The sequence below is a fragment of the Faecalibacterium sp. I3-3-33 genome (assembly GCF_023347295.1).
Classification (GTDB): Bacteria; Bacillota; Clostridia; order Oscillospirales; family Ruminococcaceae; genus Faecalibacterium.
In genome coordinates, this window is the sequence record NZ_CP094469.1 from 2,965,492 (window position 1) to 2,988,385 (window position 22,894).

Consider the following 22,894-nt stretch of genomic DNA (forward strand, 5'->3'; position numbering starts at 1 on the left):
GGCTATTCTATGAAACGCAGCTGGCTTGCGCGCCACCCCATCGGGTTCATGGCGCTGTATACTATATTTTATCTTTCTGTTTTTCACTATCTGGAGGCAAACGTCCCCCTGCGCAGCATTCTGGTGCACTGTCGGTTGGACGATCTGATCCCCTTCTGCAAATATGCGGTGATCCCCTACTTTGCATGGTTTGCGTGGATCCCCTTCACCCTGTTCTATCTGCTGTGGAAAGCCCCGCGTGAGGACTTCTGGCGGCTGTGTCTGCCGCTGTTCTCCGGCATGACCATTGCACTGGCCTGCTACGCGGTGCTGCCCACCGCACTGGACCTGCGCCCCTACTGGGTGCCGGGCAGCGACATCTTTGCCCGGGTGGTGCGCTTTTTGTACCGCACCGACACCGCCACCAACGTCTGCCCGTCCATCCATGTGTTCAACTCGGTAACGCTGCTGCTGGCGTACTACCGCAGCCGCATTTTTGAGGCGCCCCGCCGCCGCTGGATGCGTCCCGCAGCTGCTGTGCTGTGCGTTTCCATCGTCTGCTCCACCGTGCTGCTCAAGCAGCACAGCTGCATTGACGTGGCCTTGGGTGCACTGCTGGCACTGGCTCTGGACAGCGCCTTTACCGCCCTCGAGCGCAGCCAGCTGCCGCAGGTGCGGAGAGCATAAAATTCTTTTTTCGGCAGCGCGGGACGATTTGAAATGCCCTCCGCGCTGCTCTGGGCATAATTCAAGGAAAAATTATTTTTATTTTGGCTTCCAAAAAGTCTGCGGACTTTTTGGAAGCCTTTTTTCACGCGAAAGCCCCTCTTGGGAAAGTTTTCTGGTCCAGTTGGAAAACTGGCGTTTTTCTTTACGACCCCAACTGTGAAAAAGTGGCTCAGAAACGCCCGCAGGCGTTTCTGAGCCACAAATTATAATAATAATTTTTCCGCTGAACATGGCCAAAGCGCACGCGGCGGCCATTCAAAATCGTCAGAACAGCCCCTCGGGCAGGCAGATATCCTGCTTGGGGACTTTTGTCCACGCAAAGTCCGGCACAAGGCTTTCCGGGGTGCGGGGGGCGGGTTCCGGCTGCAATCCGTAGGCATACGCCAGCTTGCCGATGATCTCCGGCGCGGTGTATTTTGCCCGCAGGTTTTCAAGGCTCTGGTCGCCGTCCCGCTTGGACAGCCGCCGTCCGTCCGCTGCCAGCAGCAGCGGGCAGTGGGCAAAGCGGGGCGGCTGCAAGCCCAGCAGACGGTACAGGTACAGCTGCCGCGCCGTGGAGGACAGCAGGTCTGCCCCGCGCACCACCTCGGTGATGCCCATGCGGGCATCATCCACCACCACCGCCAGCTGATAGGCAAACACCCCGTCTGCCCGGCGCAGGTAGAAGTCGCCGCAGTCCCGCAGCAGGTTCTCCGTGTGGGTGCCCATGCAGCCGTCCGTAAAGGTGATCTCCTCGTCCGGCACCATCAGACGGTAGGCAGGGGCTTTCTTTTTGCGCTTTTCCGCAATTTCCTCCGGCGTCAGCCCCCGGCAGGTGCCCGGGTAGATGACGTTGCCATCCGAGGTGTGGGGTGCGCTGGCGGCGTGCAGCTGGGAGCGGGAGCAGAAGCAGGGGTACACCAGCCCCCTCTGTTCCAGCTTGCGGTAGCTTTGGGTATAGATGTCCCCGCACTCGCTCTGGTAATAGGGCGCGTGTGCACCGCCGGTGCTGCCGCCCTCGTCCCATGTAAGCCCCAACCACGCAAGGTCCTGCTCCAGTAAGTCGGCGTAGACGCGGGGACAGCGCTCGGCGTCCAGATCCTCGATGCGCAGCACGATGCGCCCGCCCTGACTTTTTGCGCTGAGCCATGCCAGCAGGCTGCACGCCAGATTGCCCAGATGCAGCCGTCCGCTGGGGCTGGGCGCAAAGCGCCCGGTGACCGGGCGGTTTTGGGATACAGGGACTTGGTTTTGCATGGGTGTGCTTCCTTTCGCTTTTACTGGTTTTTTCTCATTATAAGCCCTTGCTGTGCAAAGGTCAATGCGCACAAAAAAGCCGCCGCAGGCGGCAATGCCTGCGGCGGCTGTAAGGTCGGCTGCTCAGTGCAGTTCCGGCCAGTAGCCCTTGTTGGCTTCGATCATATCGTCCAGAATGGCCTTGGCAACGTTCATGCTGGGCACAGTCTTGTTCAGGGTGAAGGCCTGCAACACCTTCTCGTAGCTGCCTTCCACGCAGCCCTCCACCAGCAGCTTTTCGCTGTTGAGCTGCTGCATCATCAGACCCTGCTGGAACAGCGGGATGTTGTCCCGGGCAATGACCTCCGGGCCGTTCTTGCCGATGTAGGCGGGCAGTTCCACCATTGCGTCATAGGGCATATTGGGGATCGCGCCGCGGTTCTCGGTGATGATGAGGAAGCGTGCCTTGGTGTCGTTCTTCAGCGCAGCGGAAAGATCTGCGATCCAGTCGCCGTGACTGCCGGCATAGAAGGTGTTGGCGTCCACCTCGCCGGTCTTGAGGTAGTGGTCGATGCCGTCGAACAGGTTCTTTTCGCGGGTCTCCTCCACCTCGTTGGCGCGGGTGTGGTTCGGGTCCGAGTGCTCCACGAACTCCTTGGCCTGCAGATAGTAGTTCAGGTAGGTGTTGGGCAGGTACTCCGGGAAGTTTTCCATGATCTCGTACTCGCCCTTCCACACATAGTACCAGCTGCCCTTGGTGTGGCGGTTCTGGCTGGCGGAGGAGGTCAGCGCGCCCATGCCCTTGAGGTAGCTTTCCGGCAAAAGGATCTTGTTCTCCTTGATGTAGGCGCGCAGCTTGGGCATCAGATCCTCGCCGTGGTACTGGATGGAGGTGAACCAGCCAAAGTGGTTCAGGCCAAAGTAATCGTAAACGATCTCCTTCTTGTTCTGGATGCCCATGGCAGCTGCCACCACGTCAATGATGGCGATGGGCATATCGCAGATGTTGATGATCCGTGCCTTCGGGCGCAGCTTGCGGCAGGCCTCGGATACGATGGCGGCGGGGTTGGAGTAGTTCAGGATCCAGTAATCCTTCTTGGCATACTTTTCCACGTCATCGATCAGCTTGATCATGGGGAAGATGGTGCGCATTCCGTAGGCCATGCCGCCGCAGCCGCAGGTCTCCTGTCCCACGCAGCCGTGGCGCAGGGGGATCTTTTCGTCCTGCTCCCGCATGGCGTAGCCGCCCACGCGCATCTGGGCAAACACAAAAGAGGTGTCCGTGTAAGCCTCCTGCACATCAGTGGTGACCACCAGCTTGATGTCGGTATTCAGTTCCTTGTGCAGGACCCAGTCCACCACAACGGCTACCTTGTCCTGCCGCTCCTTGTTGATGTCGAACAGACGGATCTCGTCCACTTCCAGTTCTTCCCGGCGCAGGGCGATGGATTTGACGATACCGGCGGTAAAAGTGCTACCGCCGCCAGCAATAGTAATGACCATAGTATAAACACTCCTTTTGTATTTCAGGTTTGCCCGGCGCATTCCGCCGGGGCACGGAAAAGCGGTTTACTGGTTTTCCAGCTGTGCTTCCACAGCACGCTTGATATCGGCTACCTGCAGACCGTAAACGATCTGGATATCGGTTCCCTTTTTCACGATGCCGCTGTTCGGCAGTTTGTTGATGGCAGCTTCGTCCAGCTTTGCGGGGTCCTTGATGTTTACCCGCAGACGGGTGAAGCAGTTGTCCACCGACAGGATGTTCTCCTTGCCGCCCAGACCGTCGATGACGCACTGGACCTCGGCAGCGTCCTTCACGCTTGCCTTCTTGGCGGGTGCATCGCTCTTAGCGGTCTCGGTGCTCACCTCTTCCCGGCCGGGGGTGTGGATGTTGAAGGCCTTGATCAGCAGGGTGAACACCACAAAGTACACTGCGATCTGGCACAGCGCCAGCAGATACAGGGTGGGATAGTTGGTCTTATCTGCACCGGCGGAAAGGTTCATCAGAATCGAGCCGAGGAGGTTGGTGGTAAAGCCGGTGACATGGAAGGTGTGCAGCAGCACGATGAACAGGCCGGAGATGCAGGCGTGTGCCACCCACAGGATGGGGGCAGAGAAGCAGAACATGAAGTCCAGCGGCTCGGTGATGGAAGCCAGAGAGGCGGTAAATGCCAGCGGCACCAGAACGGCAGCGGTCTTTTTGCGGTTCTCCTTGCGGGCGCAGAAGATGAAGGCCGCCACGATGCCAAAGTAACCGAAGGTCTTGGTGAAGCCGGTGTACATCCACACGATGCCGTCCGAGAAGGGCAGACCCATGCTGTACTCCATCATCATGACGATGTAGGAGCCGGTGTAGGTGGCATCGCCCACGGTCAGGCTGTTGCCCAGTGCAGAGAACTGGAAGGGGGTGTAGATGAGGTGGTGCAGGCCGGTGGGGATGAGGAAGCGCTCCAGGAAGCCGTACAGGAACAGGCCGAAGTTGCCGGAGGTGGCGATCAGATCGGTCAGTGCGCTGATGACGCTCTGCACCGGCGGCCAGAAGAAGCAGGAGCCAAAGCCGAACAGGATGGAAAAGACCACCATGCAGGTAAAGGACCAGCGGTTGCCGGAGTAGATCTGGGTGATGATGCCCTTGAACTGCTTTTCACAGGTGCGGTTGTACACCCAGCCGCAGACCAGACCCAGCAGGATGCCGCCGAACACACCCATATCCACCGTCTGGATGCCGAACACGGTGGACTGACCGGTGCCGTACAGACCCACCATCGGGTCAGCCTCGGCCAGCATACCCAGCTGGGTCAGGGTGACGTTGCCGGCGGTCAGGTACATAAAATAGCTCATCAGGCCGATGATGGCAGCCTGCTGCTTGTTCTTTTTGGCCAGCGCCGCTGCGATGCCCACGCAGAACATCAGGCTGAGGTTGTTGATGATGACCATGATGCAGTTGTAGATCAGCTGACCCAGCAGCTTGATGGGGGTCCACTGCAGAACGGGGATCATCGCACTAAGGCTTGTGCTGGTAAGCAATGCGCCCAGCACAAGGATCAGGCCTGCTGCCGAGATATACGACAGCGGTGAGAGCATGGCTTTGGAGAACTTTTCCAAGCCATTCATGACTTTTTCTTTCATCGTGTAATACTCCTCACTTTTTGACTTGACTGTTTTTTGGGGGATGATTTCTATTCCGCAGGGCTTCCGGACGCCCTGTTGAAACATTTTAACCAACGATCTTGGTCAGGTGGATGAGCAGATAGACCTGCTCCTGATGATCCAGCTCGTAATCAAATTCCTGCCGCAGATAGGCATTGATGCGCTGTAAGCACACCTCGTTGCGGCTGTCGCGCTGCAAAAGCACCGTATACATGGATTCCAGCCCGGCGTCCTGCCACGGGGTGTGCCGCAGGATGCGCGCCGCCAGAAACTTGAGGTGTACGGTCAGGCGGGTGGTCTCAAGGCTCTCTTCCTCAAAGGTGCAGTGATAGGTATCGCAGATGATTTCCTTGACCGCCTTGACGAACTTTACGGTATCGTAGGCCAGCGCGCCGTCCGCCGCACCGGCTACCAGATGCAGGGCAATGTAGCCCGCTTCGTCCTCCGGCAGCTGTACGCCGCAGAACTGCCGAACAAGCTCCAGCGCCCTTTGCCCCACTGCGTACTCCTTCGGGTACAGCATCCGGGTCTCCGAGAGCACGAGGTTGGGCAGAAAAGTGCCCTTTTCCACACGCTCCAGCGCAAAGCTGATATGGTCCACCAGCGAGATGGTGCTTTTGCTGCTGAGCAGGATGCCCTGCTCCTCTGCCGCCAGCGAGATGCGCTCGGCGGCCTGCATCACCTGCGGGGTGACGTTATCCAGCATCTTGAGGAACTTGGTCTGCAGCTCGTTCTGCACATAGTATACCTTGGAAACGCGGCTTTTGTCGATCACGTCCCCCGGGCGGCGGCCAAACCCAAGCCCGTTGCCCACGAGAATGGCTTCCCTGCCGTCCGGCATGACCACCGACACCGCATTGTTATTGAATACCTTTACAGCCTGCATCGCCGCACTCCTCCGCTTCCATGCCGCAGCTTTTGTGAAAAAGAAAAAGGGCACAAGAACCAAAGGGATGCCGTTGCCGCCTTCCCTCTGATGCTCATGCCTGATCGAACAGTTACACGCACTGATAAATTCACTTGTCTGCTTTGATTATACGAGCCAGCGCAGAAAATGTCAATGCGTTGAACTGCCCGAAATTTAAGCCGCATTTTTGTATATCCTGCACAGGACTGCTTGAAATTCGTCCTGCGCAGAACGATTGACAACGCCGTGCGCAGAACGTATACTTAGAGTGTAGATCCCGCTTCGCTCCGGCGGCTTGCCGGAGCACCATTTACGGAGGTTTTTCTTATGAGATCGAAATATATCCGTCCCCTTGCGCTGCTGCTGTGCGCCGCTTTGCTGGGCTGCCTGCTGGCAGCCTGCAACGGCTCTGCCGACAGCAGCCCCGCATCCAGCGCTGCGCCCGCCTCGGACAGCGCATCCGCTTCCGGCAGCAGTGAGCTGCCCTCTTCCACCACAGAAGCCAACACCGGAGAGCTGAACCCCGGCAACTTCGACGAGAACTCGGTGTTCTCCATCACCGGCACATCCAACGCCTTTGCGCCCTGTCTGGGCTGGGGGCCCGGGGTATCCGGCTGCTCCTTGAAATCGGTCATCGCGGCGGCATCGCTGCTGCACTGGGCCGAGGACGCACGGATGTCCAGCCGCTCCCCGGAGACCATTCAGGAGGCCTTTTACAGCTGGTACGACAACCTGACCGATAACGAGCAGGAAGGCTTTGCCGAGGCTTGGCCGATGATCAAGGACGCGGCGCTGGACCTGCTCAGCGACAAGGACAGCATGACCGAACGCATTGCGGACGCAGGGCTGGACGCTGACACCCTGCCCGGCTGCACCCTGAAAAACTGGCAGGCGCTGCAGACCGTGCTGGACGGCATTGTGCCGGAGACGAACGGCGAAGCTTAAACCCAACCTTAAACTTTAAAGCGCAATGGGGCGCTGACCGTGTGGTCAGCGCCCCATTTTGTCGTTATACCTTTTTCAGCACATACTGGCGGGTGCCCATGCCCACCTTCTCGGCCTGTTCAAGGGTGGCTTTCCACTCGATGTTGGGGTTGGAGTCCTTGAAGTTGTCGTGGTAGCAGTTCCAGCCCGGCTTTGCAAGGTTTGCGCCCAGCTGGCTGTTGGGCAGCGGGGCGGCGTTCAGGCAGGCGTCCACGCAGGCCTGGTCCAGCGCCACAGGGTCAAAGGACGCAAAGATGCCGATATCCGGCAGGATGGGCGCGTCGTTCTCGCCGTGGCAGTCGCAGTTGGGGCTGATGTCCTGCACCAGAGAAATATGGAAGCAGGGACGGTCGTGGCAGACTGCGGCGGCGTACTCTGCCATCTTGCGGTCCAGCAGCTCGTTGGCGCAGTCGTTGGGGGAATAGATGGCGTCAAAGCTGCACGCACCAATGCAGCGGCCACAGCCCTTGCACTTGTCGTAATTGATGATGGCCTTGTTTTCGGCGCTGTAAGTAATGGCGTCCGAGCCGCACTCCTTGGCGCAGCGGTGGCAGCCGCGGCACAAACCCTCCTGCACGGCGGGCTTGCCGGCAGCGTGCTGCTCCATCTTGCCCGCGCGGGAGCCGCAGCCCATGCCGATATTCTTGAGCGCACCGCCGAAGCCGGTGGACTCGTGGCCCTTGAAGTGGTTCAGGCTGATGAACACGTCCGCATCCATGATGGCACGGCCAATCTTGGCGGTCTTGCAGTATTCGCCGTTCGGCACCGGCACTTCCACCTCATCCGTGCCGCGCAGACCGTCGGCGATAAGTACCTGACAGCCGGTGGTCATAGGCCAGAAGCCGTTCAGCTGGGCGCAGTTCAAATGCTCCAGCGCATTCTTGCGGCTGCCCGGGTACAGGGTGTTGCAGTCGGTCAAAAACGGCATACCGCCCTGCTCCTTGCACAGGTCTGCCACCACCTTGGCGTAGTTGGGACGCAGAAAGGCCAGATTGCCCAGCTCGCCGAAGTGCATCTTGATGGCCACGAACCGGCCGTCCATGTCGATGTCCTTGATGCCGGCGGCAATGCACACCCGGCGCAGCTTTTCCAGCAGGCTGGTGCCCACCGGACAGCGGAAATCCGTATAGTAAACTTTGGATGCTTCCATGGTGTTTTTCCTCCCATATCCTTCCGGCGGCGTCTGCCGCGCGGTCTCTCTTTTGTTCAGGCAATACCACATGATTCCAAGTGCCGATACGGCGAGCGAGGTGCGGCAGATGCTAAGCCAAAAGCGCAGATAATACTTTGTGTATTATCGAGCATTTTGGCAACGCAGATGCCGCGCCGCAGCCGCCGGAACGGTGCTTGAGCCGTCAGGCGGGAATTGTGCGGTACTGCCTTCAGTATAGCACACCCGGGCGAGCGGTGTAAACAGAAAATGGAGCAGCGCCGTTTTGCTCTGCCCATTTTGGGGTTGACAGCCCTGCCCTGCGGTGTTATTTTATATCGGTTCCAAAAAACGGAACGGATGTCAATATACAGGAGTTATGTCTATGAACGATTTTGATACATTCCGGCACGAAGCTGAAGCCGCCCTGCGGGTGGCGCTGCAATGGTTCCTTCTGGCAGTTCCCATGGGTCTGCTCTGTGGATTTCTGGGCACCTTGTTCCACCTTGCTGTCGAGCACGCCACCGAGCTGCGCGCCGCGCAACCTTGGCTGCTGTTCCTTTTGCCTGTGGCAGGTCTGCTCATCAATGCCCTTTATAAGGTAACAAAGTGCGAGGGTGTGGGCACCAACAACGTTCTCCGCGCCGTGCAGAGCGGCGAGCCGGTCAGCATTCTGCTGGTGCCCGCTATCTTTCTGGGTACGGTGCTCACCCACCTGTGCGGCGGCTCTGCCGGCCGCGAGGGCGCTGCGTTGCAGATGGGCGGCAGCATCGGCTGGAACCTCGGCACCCTGCTGCGGCTCAAGGACCACGACCGCCGCACCGCCACCATCAGCGGCATGGCTGCGTTCTTCTCTGCCCTGTTCGGCACCCCGCTGGCGGCGGCCTGCTTTGCCATGATGGTGGAGGATGTGGGTCTGACCTTTACCGCTGCCTTTGTCCCCGCCTTTACCTCTGCCCTGATCGCCTACGGCTGCTCGCTGGCCTTTGGCATCGCGCCCACCCACTTTGCGCTCACTGCGCCGGAGCTGAATGTCCGGACTGCCCTGCTGGTCATCCTGCTGGGTGTGGCCTGCGCTGCCGTTTCCCGCCTGTTCTGCTACACCCTCCACTTCATGGAGCACACCGTGCCAAAGCTTCTCCCGAACCCGTGGGTGCGGGTCTTTGCGGGCGGCGTGCTGGTCATCGGCTTTTCCTATCTCTTCGGCGTGGGGCGCTATAACGGCGCGGGCATGAGCGTCATCACCGCTGCCGTGGAGCAGGGACAGGCGCTGCCGTGGGATTTTCTGTGCAAGATCTTCCTTACCGCGCTGACCCTTGCCTGCGGGTTCAAGGGCGGCGAGGTGGTGCCCAGCTTTTTTGTGGGCGCTACCTTCGGCTGCGTGGTCGGCCCGCTGCTGGGTCTGCCCGCCGAATTTGCGGCGGCAGTGGGGCTGGTGTCCATCTTCTGCGGTGCCACCAACGCCCTGATCCCCTCCATCCTGCTGGGATTTGAGCTGTTCAGCGGCGCTGGGCTGGAGCTCATCGCGCTGGGCTGCGGCATCTGCTATATGCTCTCCGGCCACCATGGCCTGTACAGCAGCCAGACCTTTGTCACCAACAAGCTGCGCTCGGAGTATATGTCCCATAAGTGGCGCGTAAAGGTGAAAAAAGCGGAAGAGTGAGCTTTCCTATCAAAACAGGGGCTGTTGCGCAAGCAACAGCCCCTGTTATCATTATAAGATTTTCTCTTATGCCAGTGCGGTGATAGCTGCCACAGCCAGCACGATCGCACCCAGCACGATGCGGTAGATGCCAAAGAACTTGAAGTCGTGGCGCTTGACGTAATCCATCAGGAAGCGGATGGCTGCAAGGCTGACGACAAAGGCCACAACACAGCCCACCAGCAGCACGGCGATCTCGGTGCCGGTGATGGATACGCCGGAGATGGCGAACTTGATCACCTTGAGCAGGGATGCACCCGCCATGACCGGGATAGCCAGATAGAAGGTGAACTCTGCCACACAGGCGCGGGAGAGCCCCAGCAGCAGGCCGCCCACGATGGTAGCACCGGAGCGGGAGGTGCCGGGGATGATGGCAAGGCACTGCCACACGCCGATGAGCAAAGCGTCCCGGTAGCTGATCTGTTCCAGCTTTGTGACCCGGGGCGTGGTGCGGCGGTTTTCCACCACAAGGAAGAGCACACCGTACAAAATCAGCATGGCGGCTACGGTGATGTAGTTATAGAAGTGCTCCTCCATCCAATCGTCCAGCGGGCTGATGACCAGCACCGGCAGGGTGGCGGCTACCACCTTGAACCACAGGTTCCACACGCTGGGCTTGGAGATGACCTTGCCCTGCCGCAGCCCGAAGGGCCACAGCTTATTCCAGAACAGCACCACCACGGCCAGAATGGCACCCAGCTGGATGACCACCCGGAACATGGACATGAATTCTTCGCTGGCATTGAACTTGACGACCTGCTCCACAAGGATCATGTGACCGGTGGAGGAGATGGGCAGCCACTCGGTAATGCCCTCCACGATACCCATCAGGATTGCTTTGATGATCTCGAAAAACGTAATAAATCCCTCCTGCAGCACCCGCTGGGTGCGTAGTTTTTTCAAAAGCAGTTCCAGTATACCATACTATGAGCCGCCGTGCATACAGATTATAGAAATTTTCCCCCGGGCGCTGTATTTATCTGCCCCGGGAAATGTGCTATACTATAAAAATAAGAAGTCTGTCCGCTTTCTGCGCCCGGCGCAGAAGCTCTGAGAACAACGAGGTGAACCTTCATGAACATACTGGTGATCGGCTGCGATCAGGTGGGTGCGGCGCTGATCCGCGATCTGGAACGCATCGGCCATGATATCTCGGTGGTGGAAAAAGACCCCGAGCAGCTCAAGCGTCTGGATGCCTTTGACGATTATACCTTTCACGGCACTGCCCTTGTGGGCGACCCCACCGACCCGGACACCCTGCGCCGGGGCGGCGTAGAGAACTGCGACGCCGTGGCGGCGGTGACCGAGGAGGACTCGGTGAACCTGATGGCGGCACAGCTGGCAAAGAACATCTTCCGCCGGGATAAGGTCATCTGCCGGGTGTCCGACCCGCATCTGCAAATTTTGTACCACAAGGCCTACGAGCTGGAGACCATCTGCCCCACCGTGCTGACCGAGCAGGCGGTGTTCCGGGCACTTTCCAAGTAAAACAGCCTGTTTTCGCTTTACAGACCGTAGAATGAGGTAACGATATGAAAGTTTGTATTGCCGGCGGCGGCCGGGTGGGCATGTATCTTGCCCAAAGCCTGCTGTCCCACCACCATAAGGTGACCATCATCGAGCCGCAGGAGGCGCTGTGCCGTACCCTTGCGGATACGCTGGATATCCCGGTCATCTGCGGCGACTCCCTGAGCTTTGACACCCTGCGCACCGCCGATGTGGCCAGCTGCGACGCCTTTGTGGCGGTGACCAACACCGACGAGACCAATCTGGTGGCCTGCCAGATCGCCAAGCGGGAGTTCGGCGTGAACCGCACCGTGGCGCGTGCCTCCAACCCCAAAAACCGGGACATCCTGCACACGCTGGGCGTGGACACCGTGGTGTGCGGCACCGACAACCTGAGCCATATCCTGGAGCGGGAGATCGAGACCGACACCATCCGGCAGCTGCTGTCTCTTGGCGGCGGCACTGCCAGCCTGAATGAGATTTTGCTGCCGGAGGACTTTCAGTTCGCGGGCAAGGAGATCAAGGAGATCCCCATCCCCGGCAACGCCATTCTGGTCAGCATCACCCGGGATACCGAGTTCATCATCCCTCACGGCAGCACGGTGCTGCTGCCGTGGGATAGGCTGCTCTGCCTGACACAGGACGACACCCTGCATCTGCTGATGGATGCGTGGGGTCTTTCCTCCCACAAATGAGCGAGCAGGAGCTGCTGCGCACCGCGCTGGTGCTGCCGCCCCGCGCCCGCCGGGTGCTCTGCGTCTGGGCAGCTGTGCCCGGGCTGGTCTGCGCGCCCTTTGCCTTCTGGCAAAGCGTGTGGACAGGCGCGGTCTTTTGCATCGTATGGGTGGCGCTGGTGGCACTTGTCCGGGTGCGCTGCTGCAGCTTTGTAGCCGCCCTGACGGCAGACAGCGTTACGGTGCAGACCGGGGTGGCTGTCCCTGTACTGCGCCGCATCCCGCGCCGGGCGGTCACCGGGGTGCAGCTGCTGCGCACCCCGCTACTGTGGGCGGCAGGGTGCACCGTGCTCCTTGTGCGCAGCCCGGGGCTGCAATTGGTGCTGCCCGGCATCCCCGCCGCACAGGCGACTGCGCTGGCGGCGGTACTGATGGAGGGCAACGTATGAACCGGGAAAAGCACTTCCACCCGCTGGCGGCGCTGCATCTGCTGCGCAAGACTTTGCTGGTGTACCTTTTGCCGCTGGTACAGGTGCTTTTTGACCGCAACTGGGACGCCCTGCACGCGGCGCTGCGGCAGGACCTTGTATTGCTCTTCTTTATCAGCGCCGTGTGCTGGGCGGTGTACTATGGCGGCCGCTGGCAGGTAGATGCCGAGGGCACGGTGCACGTCAGCTGGCGGCTTGGCGTGCGGCTGGACCGCGCCCTGCGCACCGAAGGTCTGGCGGCGCTGATGCTGGAGCAGCCCCTGCTCTACCGGCTGACCGGTGCCTGCCGGGTGGTGCTGTACCCTGTGGGGCAGACCAAGACCATCACTTTGTACCTTACCCGGCAGCAGGCCGAGGAGCTTGCCGATCTGCTGCTGCCGGTGACAGAGCCGCTGTGGCACGCGCCCAAGGGCGGCGAAAAGCTGGCCTTTACGGTGCTGGGTGCCAACGGCCTGTCTACTTTGATTTTATGGTGGTTCGCCATCCACCAGACCCAAAGCTACGCCCCGGACGCCCAATCTGCTGCCCTTGCGCAGCTGGGACAGCTGGCGGCGCTTGCCGCCCGCTGGCTGCCGCTGGGCATGGCGTGGCTGCTGGTACTGGCGGGCACCCTGTTCTGCATCAGTCTGGTGCGCAGCGCTTTGCAGGCGGTGCATTACACCGTCTGGCGCACCGATATCCAGCTGGGCAGCCGGGGCGGATTGATCCGCCGGTACGAGATGCGGCTGCGGCTCAGCCAGCTGAACTATGCCGACCTGCGCCGCTCCCCGGCCACTTGGGCGCTGCATTACTGCCCGGTGTTCGTCTCGGCAGGGGCGTGCCGCCCGGAGCTGCCCCTGTTCGTCTGGCGGGAGGGCACCCCGCTGCTGCGGGAGCTGCTGCCGGAGATGGCACAGCTGCCCCCGGACACCCGCGCCGACACCACCGACCGCAGCATGGTGTTCTTTTTACCGGCGGGCATCCCGCTGGCGCTCTGCCTGCTGCTGACGGCGGTCTCCCGCACCACCCTGCCTGCCCTTACCCTGCCGCTGCTCATCCCCACCGGGGTGTTTGCCGCCCTGCTGGGCGCTGCCGCTGTGGGCTGGCACCGGGAGGGCGTATGGCAGCAGCAGGGACAGCTGCTGCTCTGCCGACAGCACCGGTTCCATCTGCACCAGCTGTGCGTGTTCCACCCGGACACCGGCTTTACCGCGTTGCAATCTCCTTGGGCGGTGACGGTGCAGCGCGCCAACCTGACCCTTGTATTTCCCGGCAAAGAAAAGGTCACGGTGCGCAGCGTGCCGCTGGCGGCTCTTGATTTTCTGGAGATATAGAAGTATACTTGCGATGCCCCGCTGAACCTACGGTCGGCGGGGCGTTTTTTTGTAACACAGACCAACGGAGATTATTCTTATGATAAAGACTGTATTATTTGATCTGGACGGCACCCTGCTGAACACCATCGACGACCTTGCCGATGCCGGGAACTGGGTGTGTGCACAAAACGGCTGGCCCACCTTTACGGTGGCGCAGTTCAAGCTGATGGTGGGCAACGGCATCCCCAAGCTGGTGGAGCGGTTCTCCCCCGCTGACGCCCGCACCCCGGCGCAGCTGGCGGCGACGCTGGCGCAGTTCACCGCCCGGTACGATGCCCACAAGGAGGACAAGACCGCGCCCTACCCCGGCATTCCGGCACTGCTGGACGCACTGAAAGCCGAGGGCATCCAGTGCGCGGTATTCTCCAACAAGGCCGATGCCCTGTGCGGCGGCATCATTGCCCACTACTTTGGCACCGGCCGCTTTGACGCCGTGCGGGGCAACCGCCCGGGCGTACCCACCAAGCCCGACCCCACCGGGCTGTACGCCCTGATGGCTGAGCTGGGCGCAGACCCCGCCGCCACCCTTTTTGTGGGCGACAGCGACGTGGATATCCTCACCGGACACAACGCCCAGCTGCCCGCCATGGGCGCGTTGTGGGGCTTCCGCGGCCGTGCTGAGCTGACCGCCGCCGGTGCGGATGCACTGGCAGAGGTGCCGGAGGACATCCTGCGGTATGTGCAGGAGAGGAATAAATAAATAAAAACACGGGAAGGTCTGCGGATCTTCCCGTGTTTTTGCGTATTTTTGCGGCTCAGGATGCCGATTCCAGCGGGTCTACCACCACAGGACAGGACTCGTACAGCTCGATGGGGTCCAAGTCCACACAGCTGCCGGGGTCCCGGTCACCGGTCACATCCCATGCTGCGGTGTCGTTCAGGACGGTCAGGCGGCTTTTGAAAAAAGCTTCATCCTGCAAGGGCGCAAAGACCCCGCCCAGTTTAAGCAGCGGCTTTGCGTCATACAGACGCACAGAGCCATCGTTGAAATAGAGGTACACCGTAAAATCCTCGCCCGCAACAGCCTGCAAGACCTTTGGGAACAATGTATCCATAGAGATACCTCCTTTGTTCCTTCGATTCCTTGCACAAGTTTGTATGAAAAAATCCCTGATCCTAAGATCAGGGATTTTATTCATGACCCGTACGGGAATCGAACCCATGTTACAGCCGTGAAAGGGCCGTGTCTTAACCGCTTGACCAACGGGCCTTACAAATACAGAGCTTCGCTAAAACCTCCGACTTTCATCGTCCACTACTGCGGACGACCGTCCCCCTTATCTTAGCGAAACTCTGTAACGTGGTAGCGGTAACTGGATTTGAACCGGTGACACTTCGGGTATGAACCGAATGCTCTAGCCAACTGAGCTATACCGCCACATATTTAACTTGCACTCGAACGGTGCTTTATTATTATATCCATAGATGCCCCTTTTGTCAACACATATTTTCAAAAAAATTTGCAGTTTTTTGAGATTCTTAATTTATTTACATAGCTGCGTTGAAATATTGGTTTTCTTGTCGCTTTTGCGGAAAAAAGCACCGCTTCCCTGTGCGGAAAGCGGTGCTTTTTTCAACCTTTTTCTGCCCGGTTGTGGAAAACCCGGTGCAGTTTTAGTCCTTCTTATTGGTGGGGACCATGACCTTCAACCCGCCCATGTACGGCTGCAGCACTTCGGGGATGGTCACGCTGCCGTCGGCCTGCAGGTGGTTCTCCAGGAAGGCGATCAGCATACGCGGGGGTGCCACGCAGGTGTTGTTCAGGGTGTGAGCCAGATAGGTCTTGCCGTCCTTGCCCTTGATGCGGATGTGCAGACGGCGTGCCTGTGCGTCACCCAGATTGGAGCAGGAGCAGACCTCGAAGTACTTCTGCTGGCGGGGGCTCCATGCCTCGATATCGCAGCTCTTGACCTTCAGGTCAGCCAGATCGCCGGAGCAGCAGTTCAGCTGGCGCACGGGGATCTCCATGCTGCGGAACAGCTCCACGGACATCTTCCACAGCTTCTCGTACCAGTCGGCGCTCTCCTCGGGGCGGCAGACCACGATCATCTCCTGCTTCTCGAACTGGTGGATGCGGTAGATGCCGCGCTCCTCGATGCCGTGTGCGCCCTTCTCCTTGCGGAAGCAGGGGCTGTAAGAGGTCAGGGTCAGGGGCATCTTGCTCTCGTCCAGCGTCTGGTCGATGAAGCGGCCGATCATGGTGTGCTCGCTGGTGCCGATGAGGTACAGATCCTCACCCTCGATCTTGTACATCATGGCGTCCATCTCGGGGAAGGACATGACGCCCTGCACCACGTTGCCGTGCATCATGAAGGGAGGGATGACATAGGTGAAGCCCTTGTTGATCATAAAGTCGCGGGCATAGGCCAGCACAGCCTCGTGCAGGCGGGCAATGTTGCCCAGCAGATAGTAGAAGCCGTTACCGGCCACGCGGCCTGCGGCGTCCATATCAATGCCGTCAAAGCTCTCCATGATCTCGGTGTGGTACGGGATGGGGAAATCCGGCACCACAGGCTCGCCGAAGCGCTGGGCCTCCACGTTATAGGTATCGTCCGGGCCGATGGGCACGCTGGGGTCGATCATCTGGGGAATGGAGTACATGATCTCCTGAATGCGGGCAGACAGTGCCTCCTCTTCCTTCTCCAGCTCTGCCATCTTGTCGGCGTCGGCCTTGACGGCGGCATTGTTGGCGTCGATCTGTGCCTGCAGCTCAGCCTTCTGTGCCTCGTCGGTGCACTTCTTCAGCTGACCGAACAGCGGGCCGTTGGCCTTGCTCAGCTTGTTGCGGGCGGCCTTCAGGGCCTCCACTTCCTTCAGGGCTGCACGGTACTTGGCATCCTTTTCGATGACCTCGTCCACCAGCGGCAGCTTTGCATCCTGAAACTTCTTTTTGATGTTTTCCTTAACGGCGTCCGGGTTCTCGCGGACAAATTTGATATCCAGCATGATTGACTCTCCTTAACTCTATTGGGCTTGCAGCGGTGCACCTGGGGCTTTCCGCTGCCGTTCAAAGGCGGCTGTTCCCGCCTTGGATCGCATGATTATTCGGTTTCCATCTGGTACTGTCCCAGCAGGTTTGCAAAGGCGCGCAGCTGTTCGTCGGAGTAAAAATGCACCGTCAGCTTGCCCTTGCCGCCGTGGTAGGCCACGTTCACCTCGCTGCCCAGCACCTGCTTCAGGCTCTCCTCCACCTCTACCGGCAAAGTGCCGCGGGGTGCGGGTTCGCGGGGTTCCTTAGCAGGCTTTGCCATCTTTTTGCAAAGCGCCTCGGCCTGACGGACGTTCAGCTGGTTGTCCGCGATGATCTGCGCGGCTTCGGCCTGCAATTCCGGTGTGGGCAGGCCCAGCACCACCTTGGCGTGGCCGGTATTGATAAAGCCGCTCTTCAGCAGCTCCAGCACCGTTTCCGGCAGGTTGAGCAGACGCAGACTGTTTGCCAGTGCGCTGCGGCTCTTGCCCAGCTTGCGGGCGGCCTGCTCCTGTGTCAGGTCGCAGCGGGTCATCAGCTCCCGGATACCGGCAGCTTCTTCCACCGGGTCCAGATCCTCGCGCTGTAAATTTTCCACCAGCGCCAGCTCCATGGCCTGCTCGTCGGACACATCCTTAATGACCACCGGCACCTCGGTAAGACCCGCCATGCGGGAGGCACGCCAGCGGCGCTCGCCTGCCACGATGCTGTAACCGCCCATGGGTCTTGGCCGCACCGCGATGGGCTGCAATAAGCCGTGCTCGGCGATGCTGGCAGCCAGCTCACTGAGGGTCTCCTGCTCAAAGGTCTTGCGGGGCTGGTCGGGGTCCGGCTCGATCTCGCGCAGAGGCAGGGTCTCCACCGCTGCGTGCTCTGACTCAAAGACCGGTGCTGCGTCCTCAAACAGACTGTCCAGCCCGCGCCCGAGCCCTCCTTTTCCTCTTGCCATTGTTTACCTTGTTCCCCCTGTTTTAATCTTCCAGAGCGTTTTTCGCCGGCTCTGCGGCGGGTGCAGCCTTTGCGCGGGACTTCTTAGGTTCCTGCGGGCGGTTGTGCTTGACGAATTCGATGGCCAAGTCCATGTAGGCTTCGCTGCCCTTGCCCTTGGGCTCGTAGAAATTGATGGGCTGGCCGTAGCTGGGCGCTTCCGAAATGCGGATGGAGCGCGGGATGGTGGTCTTGTACACCTTGGAGCCGAAGTATTTCTGCACCTGCTCCACCACCTGCACGGTCAGGTTGTACCGCAGCGAGAACATGGTGAACACCACGCCCTCGATATCCAGATACGGATTATACTTTTTGCGGATGGTCTTGAGGGTGCTGATGAGCTCCGACAAGCCTTCCAGCGCATAGTATTCGCACTGCACTGGGATGAGCACACTGTCGCAGGCGCTCAGGCCGTTGAGGGTGAGCAGGTCCAGACTGGGCGGGCAGTCGATAAAGATGAAGTCGTAGTCCTTCTGCACCTCGGCCAGCGCCTTGCGCAGACGCCCTTCGCGGCCGGGCAGGTCGATCATTTCCAGACTGGCACCCGCCAGACGGGTGTTGGAGCCGATGACGTCGGTGCGGTATTCGGTGTGCCGGATGGCCTGCGCCGCCGTTGCCTTGCCGATAAGCACCTCATAAGTGCCCGCCTCTACGCTGCGCTTTGGGATGCCATAGCCGGTGGTGGTGTTGCCCTGCGGGTCGAGATCTACGATAAGCACCTTTTTGCCCAGTGCCGCTACGCAGGACGAAAGGTTGACGGCGGTGGTGGTCTTGCCCACTCCGCCCTTCTGGTTTGCGATCGCTACAATTTTTGCCACGCGCTTTTCTTCCTCCCGGGGAAAGATTTGTTCCACATGGAACACGCAGTCGTGCCCGCCGGTTTCCCCGTCCGACAGGCACCTTGGCTTCTAGTATAACACATCCAAATTGCTTTTTGAACCATCTGGAGCGTTTTTGGGCTGGATTTTTAACTTTTGAGGTCAGAAAAGTGGAAAAGCCGCACGATTCTGGGTTGCAAACAAACAATTTGGAATGCCCTCCGTTTCACTCTGGGCATATTCAGCGGAAAAATTATTTTTAATTTCGCGTTTGTCGCGCTCTGCGGAGCGCTCCAAACGCTATTTTCACGAGAGGGGTCATAGAGAAAAACGGCATTTGCAGCGCCGCTTTCTGCGAAAGCGCGGCGCTGCGGGCGGGTGCCCGCTCCCCCTTGGGGGAGCTGTCGCGTAGCGACTGAGGGGCTTCAAATCGGCGGAGCCGGAAAAAACGGTTAAAAGATCTTCACGCCGAACAGGCGTGAATCTTCAGTTTTTTCCGGTGCAGCCCACCTCTTTGGGGTTAAAAGGGGCGAGCAGCCCCTTTTTCGTGGCTCCAGCGCGTCGAAATCGCTGGCACTTTTCTGGTTCTCTTTTGGTGTCAAAAGAGAACATCTCTCGGCTACATCCTCTTCGCCCTCCCCTGTTCCACATGGAACAATTCACTTCTCCGCGGCGGCGGTGGGGATGCGGACGGTATACTCGATGTAGCCGTCCTTCTCTTCCCGGTGGGCGGTGGCGGGCACGCCGTTGTCGGTCATCAGCCGGATGGCGTGGTCGATGGTGTTGACAAAGATGCGCACGTCCCGCACCATGGAGATGCGGTGCCCGGCCTTGGGCGGGCTGTTCAGCAGCTGCTCGATGTAGCTGTCGGTCTGGCGGGCGTTCAGGCGGCGCTTGGCGATGGTGATAAGTGCTTCGCTGCGGCGGTTCTCCGGCAGGCGCAGCACCGCGCGGGCGTGGCGTTCGGTGAGGTTGTTGTCCAGCACGAACTGCCGCTGGTCTGCGGTCAGCTGCAAAAGCCGCAGCTTGTTGGCAAAGGTGGGCTGCGCCATGCCTAAACGTTTGGCGGCTTCCGCTTGGGTGCAGTCCCACAGCACCATCACATCCCGCAGCCCCTGCGCCTGCTCAAAGGGGTTCAGGTCGGCGCGCTGGATGTTTTCCAGCAGACCCAGCGCGGCGGTGCGGTCGTCGGCGTAGCTGCACAGGATGGCGGGGATGGTGGTCATCTTTGCCAGCTGGCAGGCGCGCAGCCGCCGCTCCCCTGCCACCAGCTCGTAGCCCTCTGCCGCCCTGCGCACCGTGACCGGCTGGAGCAGACCGTTCTCCCGGATGCTCTGCGCCAGCGCCGTCAGCTCCTGCTCGTCAAAGCTTTTCCGCGCCTGAAAGGGCGACGGGTGGATCTGGTCGATGGGCAGAGAGAGTAATTTCCCGGACGGTTTCTTGCGTTCAAACATGATGCTGCCCCTTTCCTGTGAAATAAACATTCGGTTTTTCCACATTTCTCCGGGAAATCGTGGAAAACCTGTTCAGCTTCAGTGTAGCACACAAAGAAAGACCCCGCCAGAAATTTCGTTCGGCAGGGTCTTACAGGTTGCGTCAAATTATGCGTTATTTCAGCGGGCTTTTTGCAATTTTACCGCCGTTTCTGGGGTATGCTGTCGGAGTTTGCGAAATCTTTTTGCACAAAATCAAAGTGCGGGTGTCGCCGCCGGGCAGGTGCAAAGTGCGGGTCTCGCGGTACTCGCCGCCCAGCTTTTTGATAGCACCCCGGGCGGCGGTCAACTCCTCTTCCCCGGATGCGCCCTTCATGGCAAGGAAGTTGCCGCCCACCTTTACCAGCGGCAGGCAGTATTCTGCCAGCATGGGCAGGGCTGCCACGGCGCGGGCAGAGGCAAGGTCGAACTGCTCCCGCCACATCTTGCGGGCGGCTTCCTCGGCGCGCTCCTTGGCAAACTCCACCCCGGTCAGACCCAGCTGGGCGCAGGCGTACTTCAAAAACTCCACCCGCTTGCCGGTGGGTTCCATGAGGGTCAGTTCCAGCTCCGGCTTGAAGATCTTGGTCACGATGCCCGGAAAGCCTGCCCCGGCACCTACGTCCACCATGCGCCCGGCAACCTCCGGCTGGCTGGCAAACAGCAGGCTGTCAAGGAAATGCTTGTCCTCGATGCCCTCCGGGTCGGTGATGGCGGTCAGGTTGACCTTCTGGTTGTAGTCTACAAGGATCTGGGCAAAGGCATCCAGCTGATCCAGCTGGGTGCCGGTGAGGGCAATGTTCCATGTGGAACACTTTTCCTCCAACCGCTGTTTGTCGATCATAGTGTTTTCCTTTCTGTCAGGTGGTTGGGGTAGCGCAATCGTTTGTTTTATCGCAACTTCGTATTATTTTTGTTGTTTCCCTGCCAGTGCGATGCTCAGCTGCGCCACATCGGAGGGTGAAACGCCGGGGATGCGCCCCGCCTGCCCCAGATTGCGGGGACGGATGCGGGCAAGCTTTTCCCGGGCTTCCAGCGTCAGGCCGGTCAGGGCGGCGTACTCAAAATCCTCCGGGATGAGAGTTTTTTCGTGGCGTGCCACCTCCCGGATCATCCTGTCCTGCCGGGCAATGTAACCGGCGTACTTGATCTCGGTTTCCAGCCGCTCCGCCAGCATGGGGGTGATCTCCTCTCCCCAGCCGATGATGCCCGCCACCAGCGGGTAGCTGATCTCGGGACGGCGCAGCAGCTCCTCGGCAATGCCGCCCTCGGCGGCGGGGGCAAGACCGGCAGCTTCCATGGCGGCGCGCAGGTCTGCGGTGCGCAGATGCGTCTCGTGCAGGCGGCGGCGCTCGGCTTCCAAAATGTTCTGGGTGTGCTGGTACTTTGCCCAGCGGTCATCCTGCACAAGGCCGTATTCCCTGCCGATGGGGGTCAGGCGCTGGTCGGCGTTGTCCTGCCGCAGGGTCAGCCGGTACTCGCTGCGGCTGGTCATCATGCGGTAGGGGTCCATGACGCCCTTGGTCACAAGGTCGTCCACCAGCGTGCCCAGATAGCTGGTGTGCCGGGGCAGCACAAGCTGCTCCTTGCCCAGCGCGTTGCGGGCGGCGTTCAGACCCGCCAGCAGACCCTGCGCGGCGGCTTCCTCGTAGCCGGAGGTGCCGTTGAACTGCCCTGCCCCGTACAGACCCCGCACCACCTTGCTTTCCAGCGTGGCTTCCAGACTGGTGGGGTCTACGCAGTCGTACTCGATGGCGTAGGCGGGGCGCATGATCTCCAGATGTTCAAAGCCCTTGATGCTGTGGTAGAAGGCGTTCTGCACGTCCTCCGGCAGGCTGCTGGATGCGCCCTGCAGATACATTTCCTCGGTGTTCTCGCCGCAGGGCTCGACAAACAGCGGGTGGCGGTCTTTGCCGGAGAATCGCACCACCTTGTCCTCAATGGAGGGGCAGTAGCGCGGGCCGACACCCTCGATCATGCCGCCGTACAGCGGGCTGCGCTGGATGTTGTCCAGAATGATCTTGTGGGTCTCCGGGTTCGTGTAGGCGATCCAGCATTCCACCTTGTTGTGCATGGGTGCATCGGTCAGAAAGCTGAAGGGCTGCAATTCGCTGTCCGGGTCGCCGGGCTGGCATTCCAGCTTGGAAAAATCAATGCTGCGGCGGTGCACCCGGGCAGGGGTGCCGGTCTTGAACCGGCGCAGCGGCAGACCGGCGGCTTTCAGGCTGTCGGTCAGGGCGTTGGCGGCGTGCATGCCATCCGGGCCGGAGGCATACCACGCATCGCCCACGAATATTTTGCCGCCGAGGTTCGTACCGGTGGCAAGCACCACGCACTTGGCGGTGTATTCGCCGTGCAGCTGGGTGACAACGCCCTTCACATGGCCGTTTTCCACTTCCAGCGCCACCACCTCGGCCTGATGGATAGCCAGACCCGGGGTCTGTTCCAGCGCGTGCTTCATGTATTCGTTGTAGCGGCGGCGGTCGGTCTGCACCCGCAGTGCGTGGACGGCGGGGCCTTTGCCCTTGTTCAGCATCCGGCTTTGCAGATAAGTGGCGTCTGCCGCCAGACCCATCACGCCGCCCAGCGCGTCCACCTCCCGCACCAGCGTGCCCTTGGCGGTGCCGCCGATGCTGGGGTTACAGGGCATATTGCCGATGGCGTCCAGACTCATGGTAAAGACAGCCGTTTTTGCGCCCAGCACAGCAGCTGCGTGGGCGGCTTCGATGCCCGCATGACCGGCGCCGATGACGATGACATCATAATCTCCTAAGTGGTTCATATACTTTCGGGTTTCCTCTAATCAATGA

21 protein-coding genes and 2 tRNA genes are annotated in these 22,894 nt (G+C 60.1%); 8 read left to right on the top strand and 15 right to left on the bottom strand.

Annotation, left to right across the window (positions count from 1 at the left end; translation table 11 throughout):
- Nucleotides 1-9 precede the first annotated feature (9 nt).
- Nucleotides 10-666, top strand: a complete 657-nt coding sequence (locus MTP39_RS13850; protein ID WP_249240961.1) for a phosphatase PAP2 family protein — start codon at nucleotides 10-12, stop codon at nucleotides 664-666.
- 306 nt (nucleotides 667-972) lie between these two features.
- On the opposite strand, the gene gluQRS is transcribed toward MTP39_RS13850, so the two are convergent.
- The 4 genes from gluQRS to MTP39_RS13870 form a co-directional block, all read right to left on the bottom strand.
- The gene (gene gluQRS, locus MTP39_RS13855) at nucleotides 973-1,944 is read right to left on the bottom strand and encodes a tRNA glutamyl-Q(34) synthetase GluQRS (protein ID WP_249240962.1); all 972 of its coding nucleotides are present in this window, start codon (nucleotides 1,942-1,944) and stop codon (nucleotides 973-975) included.
- A gap of 123 nt (nucleotides 1,945-2,067) precedes the next feature.
- The gene (locus MTP39_RS13860) at nucleotides 2,068-3,426 is read right to left on the bottom strand and encodes a 6-phospho-alpha-glucosidase (protein WP_249240963.1); all 1,359 of its coding nucleotides are present in this window, start codon (nucleotides 3,424-3,426) and stop codon (nucleotides 2,068-2,070) included.
- A 66-nt stretch (nucleotides 3,427-3,492) separates the two neighbouring features.
- Nucleotides 3,493-5,052 (bottom strand): PTS transporter subunit EIIC, encoded by a 1,560-nt coding sequence (locus MTP39_RS13865; RefSeq protein ID WP_249240964.1) that lies wholly within the window; start codon nucleotides 5,050-5,052, stop codon nucleotides 3,493-3,495.
- 88 nt (nucleotides 5,053-5,140) lie between these two features.
- Nucleotides 5,141-5,959 (bottom strand): PRD domain-containing protein, encoded by an 819-nt coding sequence (locus MTP39_RS13870; RefSeq protein ID WP_097778927.1) that lies wholly within the window; start codon nucleotides 5,957-5,959, stop codon nucleotides 5,141-5,143.
- A gap of 348 nt (nucleotides 5,960-6,307) precedes the next feature.
- On the opposite strand from MTP39_RS13870, the gene MTP39_RS13875 reads away from it, so the two are divergent.
- Nucleotides 6,308-6,925, top strand: a complete 618-nt coding sequence (locus MTP39_RS13875; RefSeq protein WP_249240965.1) for a hypothetical protein — start codon at nucleotides 6,308-6,310, stop codon at nucleotides 6,923-6,925.
- 64 nt (nucleotides 6,926-6,989) lie between these two features.
- Here MTP39_RS13875 and MTP39_RS13880 read toward each other — a convergent pair whose 3' ends face one another.
- Complete coding sequence (locus MTP39_RS13880) at nucleotides 6,990-8,114, bottom strand: DUF362 domain-containing protein (protein ID WP_249240966.1); 1,125 nt, start codon at nucleotides 8,112-8,114, stop codon at nucleotides 6,990-6,992.
- A 385-nt stretch (nucleotides 8,115-8,499) separates the two neighbouring features.
- On the opposite strand from MTP39_RS13880, the gene MTP39_RS13885 reads away from it, so the two are divergent.
- A complete protein-coding gene (locus MTP39_RS13885; RefSeq protein ID WP_249240967.1) occupies nucleotides 8,500-9,777 on the top strand; it encodes a chloride channel protein in 1,278 nt (425 codons plus the stop codon).
- A gap of 66 nt (nucleotides 9,778-9,843) precedes the next feature.
- Here the strand turns inward: MTP39_RS13885 and MTP39_RS13890 are convergent, their stop codons facing one another.
- Complete coding sequence (locus tag MTP39_RS13890) at nucleotides 9,844-10,695, bottom strand: undecaprenyl-diphosphate phosphatase (RefSeq protein ID WP_256468839.1); 852 nt, start codon at nucleotides 10,693-10,695, stop codon at nucleotides 9,844-9,846.
- Between the two features lie 195 nt (nucleotides 10,696-10,890).
- On the opposite strand from MTP39_RS13890, the gene MTP39_RS13895 reads away from it, so the two are divergent.
- The 5 genes from MTP39_RS13895 to MTP39_RS13915 all read left to right on the top strand — a co-directional run bounded on the left by MTP39_RS13895 (nucleotide 10,891) and on the right by MTP39_RS13915 (nucleotide 14,539).
- Complete coding sequence (locus tag MTP39_RS13895) at nucleotides 10,891-11,304, top strand: potassium channel family protein (RefSeq protein ID WP_005924324.1); 414 nt, start codon at nucleotides 10,891-10,893, stop codon at nucleotides 11,302-11,304.
- 44 nt (nucleotides 11,305-11,348) lie between these two features.
- On the top strand, nucleotides 11,349-12,017 hold the full coding sequence (locus MTP39_RS13900; protein ID WP_249240968.1) for a potassium channel family protein: 669 nt from the start codon (nucleotides 11,349-11,351) through the stop codon (nucleotides 12,015-12,017).
- The gene (locus MTP39_RS13905) at nucleotides 12,014-12,445 is read left to right on the top strand and encodes a hypothetical protein (protein WP_249240969.1); all 432 of its coding nucleotides are present in this window, start codon (nucleotides 12,014-12,016) and stop codon (nucleotides 12,443-12,445) included. The genes MTP39_RS13900 and MTP39_RS13905 overlap by 4 nt, the downstream gene beginning before the upstream one ends.
- On the top strand, nucleotides 12,442-13,797 hold the full coding sequence (locus tag MTP39_RS13910; protein WP_249240970.1) for a PH domain-containing protein: 1,356 nt from the start codon (nucleotides 12,442-12,444) through the stop codon (nucleotides 13,795-13,797). The genes MTP39_RS13905 and MTP39_RS13910 overlap by 4 nt, the downstream gene beginning before the upstream one ends.
- A gap of 79 nt (nucleotides 13,798-13,876) precedes the next feature.
- Nucleotides 13,877-14,539 (top strand): HAD family hydrolase, encoded by a 663-nt coding sequence (locus tag MTP39_RS13915; protein ID WP_249240971.1) that lies wholly within the window; start codon nucleotides 13,877-13,879, stop codon nucleotides 14,537-14,539.
- Nucleotides 14,540-14,594: 55 nt separating this feature from the next.
- Here the strand turns inward: MTP39_RS13915 and MTP39_RS13920 are convergent, their stop codons facing one another.
- From MTP39_RS13920 to mnmG, 9 genes are all read right to left on the bottom strand, one after another.
- A complete protein-coding gene (locus tag MTP39_RS13920; RefSeq protein ID WP_249240972.1) occupies nucleotides 14,595-14,894 on the bottom strand; it encodes a DUF2442 domain-containing protein in 300 nt (99 codons plus the stop codon).
- An 83-nt stretch (nucleotides 14,895-14,977) separates the two neighbouring features.
- A tRNA-Glu gene (locus MTP39_RS13925) sits at nucleotides 14,978-15,049 on the bottom strand.
- Between the two features lie 91 nt (nucleotides 15,050-15,140).
- Nucleotides 15,141-15,217, bottom strand: a tRNA-Met gene (locus tag MTP39_RS13930).
- Between the two features lie 236 nt (nucleotides 15,218-15,453).
- On the bottom strand, nucleotides 15,454-16,785 hold the full coding sequence (gene serS, locus MTP39_RS13935; protein ID WP_249240973.1) for a serine--tRNA ligase: 1,332 nt from the start codon (nucleotides 16,783-16,785) through the stop codon (nucleotides 15,454-15,456).
- Between the two features lie 95 nt (nucleotides 16,786-16,880).
- The gene (locus MTP39_RS13940) at nucleotides 16,881-17,756 is read right to left on the bottom strand and encodes a ParB/RepB/Spo0J family partition protein (protein ID WP_005924304.1); all 876 of its coding nucleotides are present in this window, start codon (nucleotides 17,754-17,756) and stop codon (nucleotides 16,881-16,883) included.
- 22 nt (nucleotides 17,757-17,778) lie between these two features.
- Entirely contained in the window at nucleotides 17,779-18,612 is an 834-nt protein-coding gene (locus MTP39_RS13945) for a ParA family protein (protein WP_044960418.1), read from the bottom strand.
- A gap of 659 nt (nucleotides 18,613-19,271) precedes the next feature.
- Nucleotides 19,272-20,066: a ParB/RepB/Spo0J family partition protein gene (locus MTP39_RS13950; protein WP_097778935.1), complete on the bottom strand. Its 795-nt coding sequence runs from the start codon at nucleotides 20,064-20,066 to the stop codon at nucleotides 19,272-19,274.
- A gap of 154 nt (nucleotides 20,067-20,220) precedes the next feature.
- Nucleotides 20,221-20,928: a 16S rRNA (guanine(527)-N(7))-methyltransferase RsmG gene (gene rsmG, locus MTP39_RS13955; protein ID WP_249240974.1), complete on the bottom strand. Its 708-nt coding sequence runs from the start codon at nucleotides 20,926-20,928 to the stop codon at nucleotides 20,221-20,223.
- Between the two features lie 63 nt (nucleotides 20,929-20,991).
- Nucleotides 20,992-22,866 (bottom strand): tRNA uridine-5-carboxymethylaminomethyl(34) synthesis enzyme MnmG, encoded by a 1,875-nt coding sequence (mnmG, locus tag MTP39_RS13960; protein ID WP_249240975.1) that lies wholly within the window; start codon nucleotides 22,864-22,866, stop codon nucleotides 20,992-20,994.
- Between the last annotated feature and the right edge of the window lie 28 nt (nucleotides 22,867-22,894).